This is a genomic window from Kibdelosporangium aridum (assembly GCF_900176515.1).
In the GTDB taxonomy this organism is placed as follows: Bacteria; Actinomycetota; Actinomycetes; order Mycobacteriales; family Pseudonocardiaceae; genus Kibdelosporangium; species Kibdelosporangium aridum.
The window spans coordinates 1-9725 of sequence record NZ_FWXV01000033.1 but is presented as its reverse complement, the minus strand read 5'-3'; the positions used below and the strand labels follow the sequence as shown (position 1 = coordinate 9725).

General features: G+C 65.2%; 7 protein-coding genes and 1 pseudogene. 4 read left to right on the top strand and 4 right to left on the bottom strand.

All coding sequences use genetic code 11. The features are described from left to right. A pseudogene (locus tag B9C43_RS58245) lies at window positions 1-495 on the top strand (integrase core domain-containing protein); the annotation flags it as partial. A 736-nt stretch (window positions 496-1231) separates the two neighbouring features. Here the strand turns inward: B9C43_RS58245 and B9C43_RS55190 are convergent. Beyond that, complete coding sequence (locus tag B9C43_RS55190; RefSeq protein WP_143447320.1) at window positions 1232-1765, bottom strand: hypothetical protein; 534 nt, start codon at window positions 1763-1765, stop codon at window positions 1232-1234. A 398-nt stretch (window positions 1766-2163) separates the two neighbouring features. Here B9C43_RS55190 and B9C43_RS55185 point away from each other — a divergent pair, with 398 nt between their 5' ends. Both B9C43_RS55185 and B9C43_RS55180 read left to right on the top strand, forming a co-directional pair. Beyond that, on the top strand, window positions 2164-4287 hold the full coding sequence (locus tag B9C43_RS55185) for an ATP-binding protein (RefSeq protein WP_160097477.1): 2124 nt from the start codon (window positions 2164-2166) through the stop codon (window positions 4285-4287). A 438-nt stretch (window positions 4288-4725) separates the two neighbouring features. After that, window positions 4726-5022, top strand: coding sequence for a hypothetical protein (locus B9C43_RS55180; RefSeq protein WP_084435114.1), 297 nt, complete (start codon window positions 4726-4728; stop codon window positions 5020-5022). Between the two features lie 334 nt (window positions 5023-5356). Here B9C43_RS55180 and B9C43_RS55175 read toward each other — a convergent pair whose 3' ends face one another. Beyond that, on the bottom strand, window positions 5357-5740 hold the full coding sequence (locus B9C43_RS55175) for an STAS domain-containing protein (protein WP_235039436.1): 384 nt from the start codon (window positions 5738-5740) through the stop codon (window positions 5357-5359). 154 nt (window positions 5741-5894) lie between these two features. Next, the gene (locus B9C43_RS55170) at window positions 5895-6749 is read right to left on the bottom strand and encodes an alpha/beta fold hydrolase (RefSeq protein WP_084435112.1); all 855 of its coding nucleotides are present in this window, start codon (window positions 6747-6749) and stop codon (window positions 5895-5897) included. Between the two features lie 970 nt (window positions 6750-7719). On the opposite strand from B9C43_RS55170, the gene B9C43_RS55165 reads away from it, so the two are divergent. Beyond that, window positions 7720-8775: a serine hydrolase domain-containing protein gene (locus B9C43_RS55165; protein ID WP_084435111.1), complete on the top strand. Its 1056-nt coding sequence runs from the start codon at window positions 7720-7722 to the stop codon at window positions 8773-8775. A gap of 694 nt (window positions 8776-9469) precedes the next feature. Here B9C43_RS55165 and B9C43_RS55160 read toward each other — a convergent pair. Further along, window positions 9470-9725 (bottom strand): ATP-binding protein (locus B9C43_RS55160; protein WP_160097475.1); only part of this gene is annotated, 256 nt, incomplete at its 5' end.

Here is a 9725-nt window from a genome sequence, read left to right as displayed (position 1 = left end):
TGGGGCCACCGGAGAATCCACGGCGAGCTGACCCGGCTCGGACATCGGATCGCCGCATCGACCGTCTGGAAGATCCTCAACTCGTCCGGCATCCATCCCGCACCGCGTCGCACCGGTCCCACCTGGAAACAGTTCCTGGCCAGCCAGGCCCACGGCATCATCGCCGCAGACTTCTTCCACATCGACACCGTCCTCGGCAAACGCCTTTATGCCCTGGTGTTCCTCGAGCACGGCACGCGGCGGCCACACATCGCCGGTGTCACCCAACACCCGACCCAGGAGTGGACGACACAACAAGCCCGCAACCTCACCGCCCAGTTCGGCACCCACTCATTCCGATTCCTGCTTCCCGACCGCGACGGGAACAACTCCTCGACGTTCGACGCCGTCTTCCAAGCCGACGAGATGGACATCCTGACCAGCGCACCCCGGGCACCGCGGATGACCACACACTGCGAACGTGTCATCAGAACCCTCCGCCCCCGAGCTCTGTGACCACGTTCTGATCATCAACGAGACGCACGCCCGCCAGGTTCTCGCCGAATATCAGCAGCACTACAACCAGCACCGGCCTTCACCAAGCCCGGCAACAACGACCACCCGAGACCCACCAACAGCCAGACACGGTACACACGACCAACGCCCGCAAGCCGCGACGCACCCGCATCCTCAATGGACTCATCAACGAATACCGATACGCTGCTTGACGTGCAACGATGACTTTTCGAGCGGTACAACGTCGCGTCTCGCCACGAAGCCATCGTCTGGTTCCAGAAGAATCGAGCATCGACTTCATCACCGGACCTAACAAAGCACTACTAGGAGCGGGTTCGTATACGCAACGGGATCTCTCTCGAAAGATGACAGGCGAACGCCCGGATCCGCAGTGCCGGACACTGCGAATCCGTGAGGAGGCCCTGGACTGGATTCCTTCCAGTCTCCACACACGGTAGGTCGCACATAGTTGCTCCACGAGAGAGCCGTTCAGTTGGCTACCCAGCGCCCATGCGTGACCGGATGCCGGTGTGGCCAGCGGACACCGAGTGTTCTCAGCCAAGACCGCCGGCGACAACCGGGCGCGTGGTCGGCGCGCTACTTGCCCCCGTTGCCCTACCACAGCCGCTGTGACCCACCGGTGTTCGAGATCTACGACGTCGCGCCTCCACCGACACGGACGGGCGGCAGACTTTCAAACAATGACGACATGGGACAAACAATGTTCTCGGAGGGCTCAGCCATCATGGATATCAGGCCATGGTTCCCGGTCGGCGTCCGCCAACGCGGTGATGATGCCCTCCACTACATCCGGATGGCCGAGAGGGATCGGCGGCTCTACCCGGTCCCGGTCACCACCCACGCTGCGGGCGACGACTCGGGACCGCACCCCGTCGGCACGCACCCGATCGTTGGGCTCCACTGGTGCGGGGTCGACTAGCAGTACGGATCGAACGGTGGCCCCGAACAGCGCGGCCAGCGCCATCGCGCCCTCGGACACCAGTCCACTGACCACCAGGTCGGCCCGGGTGTGGTCCTGCGCCAACGTTTCCAGCACATCCTCGACGTCCCGCAGCGACCCGCCGCCGACCGGCACCCGGCACCAGGCGATCTGGAAACGCTCGGCAAGCGGACGCCAGGCGGTGGGCAGCTCCGCACGCGTGGCCGCACCGGCCGGATCAACGACCACCAGCGCAGGCCCTTCGTCCAGCCCAGCCCACACCACCACCGGGCCCTGTGCCCGGGGACCGCCACTATCGAACTGTCGCACCGCGGGTCACCTCACCTGCCCTGCACACGACTACCCAAGTCCGCCCGTGTCACACGGGTCCGCGCCAGGGCCACTCCATCGAACGCCACGCCAACCATGCCAGCGCAGCCCGGTTCGCACCCCTGATCCGTGAGCACGTACTCGACACACGGTGCCCCGAACCACTTGGCTCGGATCCACGGACAAATCATCGCCCCACACCAGCGCGGCGCACGATGGCAGCTACTAGCCACTGGCGAGACTCCGCCGCCCACGGCCACTGCGAAGGGAGTCGGGCTATCACAGACTGTCGACAAGGGCGTCGTGGCGCGGTCGGCTCCACTGGTCGTGGACTGTCCAGACTGGACTCGGTCTCCCCGCTCAACCGATCACTCGACAGTGAAACACGAGACCCCGAGATGACCGGCATCAAGACGCAGACGCCGAAAAACAATCTCCCGGCCGACACCACTAGTTTCGTCGGCCGCCGGGGAGAGATCACCACCACCAAACGCCTGCTGTCCACCGCTCGCCTGGTGACCCTGACCGGCGTCGCCGGTGTGGGCAAGACCCGGCTGGCGCTGCGCGTGGCAGCAGCCCTGCACGAGCGGTTTCCGGACGGTGTGTGGCTGGTCGAGCTAGCGGCGCTGACCAATGGCAAGCTGCTGCCCCACGCGATCGCCGACGTCCTGGGGATCCAGGACCGGTCGGCCCGGCCACTGCTGGACACGCTCGCGGACTACCTCACGGACAAGCGGCTGCTGCTGGTGCTGGACAACTGCGAGCACCTGGCGGATGCGTGCGCGATACTGGTGGACCGGTTCCTGTGCGCGGCGCCGGACCTGCGGGTCCTGGCCACCAGCCGGCACACACTGCGTACGGCTGGCGAGCACCAGATTGAGGTGGGCGCGTTCCCGGTGCCGGATCCGCCCCGGGCAAAAAGCCCATCAACGCGACATGCGGCGGTGCGCCTGTTCGCCGAGCGGGCCGCGACCGCCCTGCCAGGATTTCGGGTCGATGCCGGCAACTGCGAGACCGTCGCCCGGATCTGCCGCCGGCTGGATGGCATCCCGCTGGCCATCGAGCTCGCCGCGGTCCGGGTGCGGGCGCTACCTGTCCACCGGATTCTGCGCCGGCTGGATGACTACCTCGAGTTCCTGGCCGAGGGCAGCCGAATCTCCGTACCCCGCTTGCGGACGCTGCGCGCGACCCTCGACTGGAGCTTCAACCTGTGCTCGGTCGAGGAACAGGACATGTGGGTACGGGCATCCGGGTTCATCGGCGGGTTCGACCTGGACGCGGCCGAGGCCGTCTGCTCCGGCGAGGGCATTCCCGCCGAGGCCGTCCTCGACCTCGTGGCTGGCCTGGTGGACAAGTCGATCCTGACGCGGGACAGCAGTGGAACCAGGGTGCGGTACCGGATGCTGGAACCCATTCGCCAGTACGGTCAGGAACGACTGGCGTCGTCCGGCCGCCGGACGGCGATACAGGCGCGGCATCGGGATCACTACGGGCGCCTGGCCGAGCAGGCAGCGCGAGCCTGGCTCGGGCCGGACGAGGTGGAGCGGTACGCCCAGCTTCAGCGTGAGCACGCCAATCTGCGGGCCGCGTTGCGGTTCTGCCTGACCGAACCCGGCGAGCAGCGAGCGGGGTTGGAGATCACGACCACACTGTGGCTCTACTGGTTTCTGTCCGGCTCCCACACCGAAGGCCGATACTGGCTCGGCCGGGCTCTGGAGTCGAATCCGCAACCGAGCCCAGCACGGGCCAAAGCCTTGTGGCTCAATGGCGAGATCGCCGTTATCCAGGCTGACATCGCCGCGGGGCTGCCGATGATCGAGGAATGCCGCCGCGTGGCACAGCGACTCGGCGACGAGGTCGCCCTCGCCCATGCCACCCGGATCACCGGCGTGGCCACGTTCTTCCAGAACGACATCCCGGGTGGGATCGGGCTCCTTGAGGACGCGCTCGCCCGCCTCCACCGGCTCAACGGCGCGGGTCTCTGGGTCGCCCTGTTCCAACTGGCCGTGATGACCGCGATCCTCGGCGAACCCGAGCGGACCATCGACCTCGGCGAAGAGTGCCTGACCCTGTCTCATCCCCGCGCACACCTATCCAGATTGTGGGCACTGTGGACACTCGCCATCGGTCGATGGCTGACCGGCGACCGGCAGGGCGCCAACCAGTTGGTTCGCGATGCCCTGCGCATCAACCAACCGTTCACCAACCGATGGGGCCTGGCCCACAGCATCGAGATGCTGAGCTGGATCGCAGCAGCCGAGGGACACCACAGACGCGCCGCCCGGCTGCTCGGGGCAGCCGACCCCTTATGGCGATCGACCGGCGTCCTACCGAGCACGCTCAGGTACACCGCCGTGTCCCACGAGCAGTGCGAGCAACAAACCCGACGGTCACTCGGAGACGAAACGTTCACCGTCGCATTCCGCGAAGGAACCCGCCTCACCACCGACGAAGCCATCACCTACGCGCTCGAACCCTGTGGACACCAAGCAACATTAGGGATCTGCTCGACGCGGCCGTAAAGTCGGCCGGCGATCTCGGTACGCCGGGCGGTTGTCGACCTGCCGGACGTACGTCGCAGCGGCCGTCTTGGCGATCGAACGACAACCCGAGCGTGCGGGCGATCTTGGTCACCGTGGACGGCGAGGGGCCGATCGCGCGGGCGATGTCGTTGCGGGTCTTGCCCTCGGCGTGTAGTTCGCACACGCGGTCGCGGTCGGCGTCGGTTAATCAGGTTGCGGGGCAAGGTGATCACACCTCGCCCAGGTGGTCAGGTGAGGTGAGCTGGTCGCCTTGGTTGTGCGTGTGCGTGCTGGACCTCGGCGAGCCGGCGCGTGGCGATGGTGTGAAAGGCCCGTGATGGCGAACGAACGCCAGTGGCGTGATTGCCCATGTTGTCGGGGGCATGATGAGCCCCGCTGAGGATCGATGGGCTTTTCCTGTGGAGGGAGTGGACAGTGATGACAACCGCTCACATGGAGCATGTTGGCCACGACCACACGCACGGGGAGGGCTGCGGCCATGTGGCCATCCCGCACGGTGATCATGTCGACTACGTGCACGACGGCCACGTGCACCGGGTCCACGAGGGGCACTACGACGAGTGCGAGCCGACCGAACACGTCTTCCACGACGGGCACCACCACACGCACCGCGCAGGCTGCGGCCACGTTGCGGTGCCACATGGTGATCATGTCGACTACGTGCATGACGGCCACCGGCACGCCGCTCATGGAGACCATGTCGACGAGCACTGATGCCAGCGGTCTCGCGCAGCGTCCTGTCTAGTCTGGACAGGCGGTGGCCCCGAGACCACGGGGGAGGTGTCTTGGGGCCGTCAGATCGTTTCGCGGGTAGTCGCGGGTATAGGTCACCCGCTGCTGATCACCAGTTTATGCACACTCGGCGTCGATGCGGGTGACACGACGAGCCGACGTCGCGGGCACGAGATCGATCGTCCTGCTGAGCACATAGTGCAGCCGCCCGTTGCAGCCGCCCGCGCTCGGCGTGCGCGCTGTGCTTGCCGGAGAGCAGGGCACGGAGTGACGCGAGGTGCCTGCCGCTTAGCGGGGGCTGTGTGCTCGAGCGTGATCAGGCGGTGGGGGTCAACGCGTGGGCCACGCTGTCGCACATGGTGAACAGCCTGGTCAGTCCGCATGTCTCGATCGGGCGGAGGACGGCGTGGTGGGTGGCGACGAGTCGCAGAGGGGTGCTCTGCTCGCGGCATCGCTGGTGGTGATCGATGAGGGTTGCGATGCCGAACGAGCCCAGGAATGTCACCCGATCGAGGTCGACAACGACCGGTGCGGGTGACGTCGCGAGAGCCTCGGCGGTCTTCAGGTGCTCGCTCAGAATGCCCGCGCTGGTGACATCAATCTCGCCGACGATGTGCAGGACCACGGCGCAGCCGCGGACGTCACGTCGGATGTTGAGGAGTGGGTCACTCGGGTAGCGAACCTCGTCCCGGCGTGTCACGGCCTGACCTCTCATGGGAAGGTCTTCACAGGTGCTGACCGACGAGGACGCTCCTGAGCCTCGGGACGAGAATTTCAAGCCGCGACTCCTTGAGGCTCACACAGCCGTTGGTGGATTTTGTCCTCAAGACACGCAGTGTGGTGGCCGTTCGGTTTCACTCGGCCATGATGAGATCGGCTACCTGCTGAGGGCGGTCGACCTGGACGTAGTGTCCGGCGTGGTCGAGCAAATGCAGTTCGCTATGGGGGAACAGAGCGGCGAACTCCCGTGCAACCCGGGGATTGAGATAGCGGTCGCGGATCCCGAAAATCACCCGAACGGGCGGGGCGAAACGGCGCAACTCCGGGATACGACGCCGATGGGTCAGCACCGTGCCCAGCAGGTCATCGTTGAGCCGCCAGAACGCCGGCCGGGCCGGGATGAATTGCTCGTAAAGCTGTGCGACAAGCGGGTCACGTACCTCGGCGTCGTGGATGAACCGGCCAACCTGCCAGGCATACAGGCGCCGGTCTAGCTCGGGCCGTCGGCGCACGAGGGCACGGGCAACGCCGCGGACCAACGGTGTGGAATACAAGGCGATGGCCGGCGGGCGACGCAGGCTCGGGGTCCAGTGGTAGTAGGTGTTGAGCAGTACCAGCATCGCAACCCGCCCGGGGTTGGCCAGCCCCCAGTCGATCGTCGGCGGTCCGGAGGAGTCGTGAGCCACCAGCACCAACTGGTCGGTGTCCACGTGCTCGCCGATGGCGTCGACGACGGCAGCCAGGTCGCCTACCTGATTCGCTGCGGTGTACGGGTAGCCCGCCGGCTTGTCCGAGCGGCCCCAGCCGAGGAAATCGAAACACACCACGGGCCGACGGCCGACCAGGTGTGGGAGGAGGCGATCGTAGAGGTGGGTGTTGTCGGGAAAGCCGTGCATCAGCACGATCGGCGTCCCGATCCCGGGAACCATCTCGGCGTGCACCCGGTGCTGGCTTCGCCGCACGGTCAGCATGTGGCTCTTCGGGTCCATCACTACCCTCTCTCGCAGTCGAGTAGGGATATTCAATCTTCAGCCATCAAAGGCAACCGAGTGCCGAAGCGGCGTCCGATGTCGCGGTGGCTGGGCCAGAGACCTTAAATACCCGAGCTTACGCCCACGACATACTCGCCTCCCTGCACCTCGGCACATGCCGCACGCGACTGCGAACTGAAGCGCAACAGACCGTTACGCGGACAGGCTCAGCGATGCCCAGGCAACCCGAACTACTGCTCTAACGGCTGGGCCACGATGTGCTCAACTGACACGTCAAAGTCGGCGGACAACAAGCGAGCCAACTCCAACTGGGATTCATAGATCACATAATCCGACTCCGTGACCGGCCAAATAAGACCAGGAAAATGGCGTTGACCTCGGTAGGAGGGAAGTCCCGGACCGGCGGACGTCCTCGAACGCTGTCACCGCCGCCTTGGCCGACCGAAGCCGTACCTCGCCCTGCCGGCCCAACCATATGACGTCGAACCTGCGTAACTCCGAGGGCCGCCCCACAAGATCCATGCCGCGCACCTCGACACCTCGATGAGACAAGCCAACCCCAGTGAGGCCAGCGCCAGCCCAAAGAGTGAAGAGTGGGCCCTCGAAGAGCCACTACGTGAGAATCAGCAAGGTACGCCAGATGTCCAGTGAGACTCCGCAACCTTCACCGAGAACGGGCACTTGTTTCACGAACGCTGCACAAATGCAATGGGCATGCAATCAGCACTGAGAAAATGCAGCCAGAACTGAGACCCTACAACACAACATTGTCTGTAGGGTCTCGACTCGCGTTACATGTCGATCTTTGTGACATGCGGGTTCTCGGTTTGTCTCACGAGATGGCTCCGAGCTTGAGTCTCAGTGCCGTTGCATTTCTTCAGCGCGCGCCAGTACCCGCACGTGGCGACATCGCGACAACAATCGGGGATTCGTGGCGCGGTGGGGCTGGTCTCGCTACCGTCGGAGGATGTCGTTCACCGGGCTGGATGCGTGGGTGAGCGACCGGGCTGCCGCCAACCAGTTTTCCGGGGTGGTGCTGATCCGCCGCGGGGACCAGACGGTATTCGCGGGTGCCTACGGCTGGGCCAGTCGCCGGTGGCCCGTGCCGAACACCCTCGCCACCCGGTTCGACACGGCGTCCATCACCAAGCTCTTCACGTCGGTGGCCGCGATGCAGCTGGTGGACGAGGGGCGTCTGGACCTGGATGAGCCGATCACCGAGATCGCCGACCTGACCGGCACGACAATCTCACCCGAAGTGACCGTGCGGCACCTGCTCACGCACACCTCCGGGATCGCCGACGACGCGGATAAGGAAGCCGGTGAGAGCTACGAGGCGTTGTGGGTCGACAGGCCGGTCTACGCGGTCATGCGGACGCGGGATCACCTGCCGCACTTCGCTTACAAGCCACCGAACTTTCCCCCGGGCGAGGGGTGCCGGTACTGCAACGCCGGATACGTCCTCGTTGGTCTGGCGATCGAGGAGATCACCGGAACCACCTACCGCGACCAGGTCCGCAACGCCGTGTTCGCCCGCGCGGGCATGACCGCGTCGGACTTCTACGACCGCCGGGAGGCAGCGCCGGACGTCGCCGAAGGCTGGGATCCGATCGTCGACACCGAGGGGCGGATCACCGGGTGGAAACAGAACATCTTCAGCTATCCGCCGATCGGCTCGCCCGACGGCGGAGCGCACGCCACCGTGGACGACCTAGTGCGGTTCCTGCGAGCCGTGCGCGCCGGTGAGCTGCTGTCGGCCGAGCGCACCAAGCAGTTCCTCACCCCGCAGGTCCTGCACCACAAGCACGACGCCGGCGACGTGTGGTACGGCTTCGGCCTGGAGTTCACCCTGGATCGGGACGGCTCGGTCTGGAACTACTACAAGGACGGCGGTAGCCCCGGTGCCAGCGGGATCGCGCGCTATTACCCCGCTGACGACCTGGACGTGGCGATGCTGTCCAACGCCGAGTACGGCGGCCAGGACGTGACCCGCGAAATCGACCGTCGGATCAGGGCGTCATAGCCCCGAGCCGACGGCGAACCAGCGGACATTCCGCGGTACTTGATCACATGATCCGGGGCTACCAAGATCATATCGTGGCGTCGCTAGATCAACTAGGCCCCTCGAACCTCGACATTTGAGTCAAGTTTTCCGTGGCGTAGCGTCAGGTGTGCCTGTGAGGTTCCAAAACGCTGCGCCGCGTTCTTGACCTGCGATGATCGCACCGGTCTACGGGCAAGGCATGATCGTGGGACGTGTGGTTGCGACTGGTTTATCTGATCTGCGTTCGATTCGTTGGGTGTCTTGTTTTGCTCGACTGCCCAGTGAAGATCAAGGCGCCAAGGGCGGCCACACCGGTCAGAAGTCCCGGCACGGAAGTCCAGTCCCAGCGCTACCGACGGGAAGAAACACGTCTTCGGGCGGGAGATCTGAGTCCCAAGCCATGCCGCCGGCGTAACGGAGCCTGACGAATGTGAACACTCTTTTGTTGTGCGGACAGGGGTTCAGCATGCTCCGACCGTCCGAGAGCCGCACCGCGCATAGTGTCCGAACCCACCCGGTGTGACCGACCAGCGGTTTGCCAACTGACCGGCCGATCACGGGATCCCAGACCCGCACCGTCCCGTCTTCGCCGGTCGTCGCCAGTTGTCAACGGCACCCGAATTTGACCCCTTTCCGGCATCTGAATGTTGACCCCCTGCATGGGAATTGATCTCTACTCTTCGGTTGTGCCGGCGGTGGGGACGCGGCCGAGGTCGCGGTCCTTGAGCCGGTAGCTGTCGCCCTTGAGGGCGATGACTTCGGCGTGGTGGACGAGGCGGTCGATCATGGCGGCGGCGACCACGTCGTCACCGAACACCTCGCCCCACCGGCCGAAGACCTTGTTGCTGGTGACGATCAAGCTGGCCCGCTCATACCGGGAGGAAACCAGTTGGAAGAACAGGTTCGCCGCTTCCGGTTCGAACGGGATG

What these genes read in the sequence shown, in the direction of transcription:
- B9C43_RS55180 (WP_084435114.1), top strand. Translation starts at nt 4,726, where the DNA reads ATGACAACCGCTCACATGGAGCATGTTGGCCACGACCACACGCACGGG.
- B9C43_RS55170 (WP_084435112.1), bottom strand. Translation starts at nt 6,749, where the DNA reads ATGGACCCGAAGAGCCACATGCTGACCGTGCGGCGAAGCCAGCACCGG.
- B9C43_RS55185 (WP_160097477.1), top strand. Translation starts at nt 2,164, where the DNA reads ATGACCGGCATCAAGACGCAGACGCCGAAAAACAATCTCCCGGCCGAC.
- B9C43_RS55165 (WP_084435111.1), top strand. Translation starts at nt 7,720, where the DNA reads ATGTCGTTCACCGGGCTGGATGCGTGGGTGAGCGACCGGGCTGCCGCC.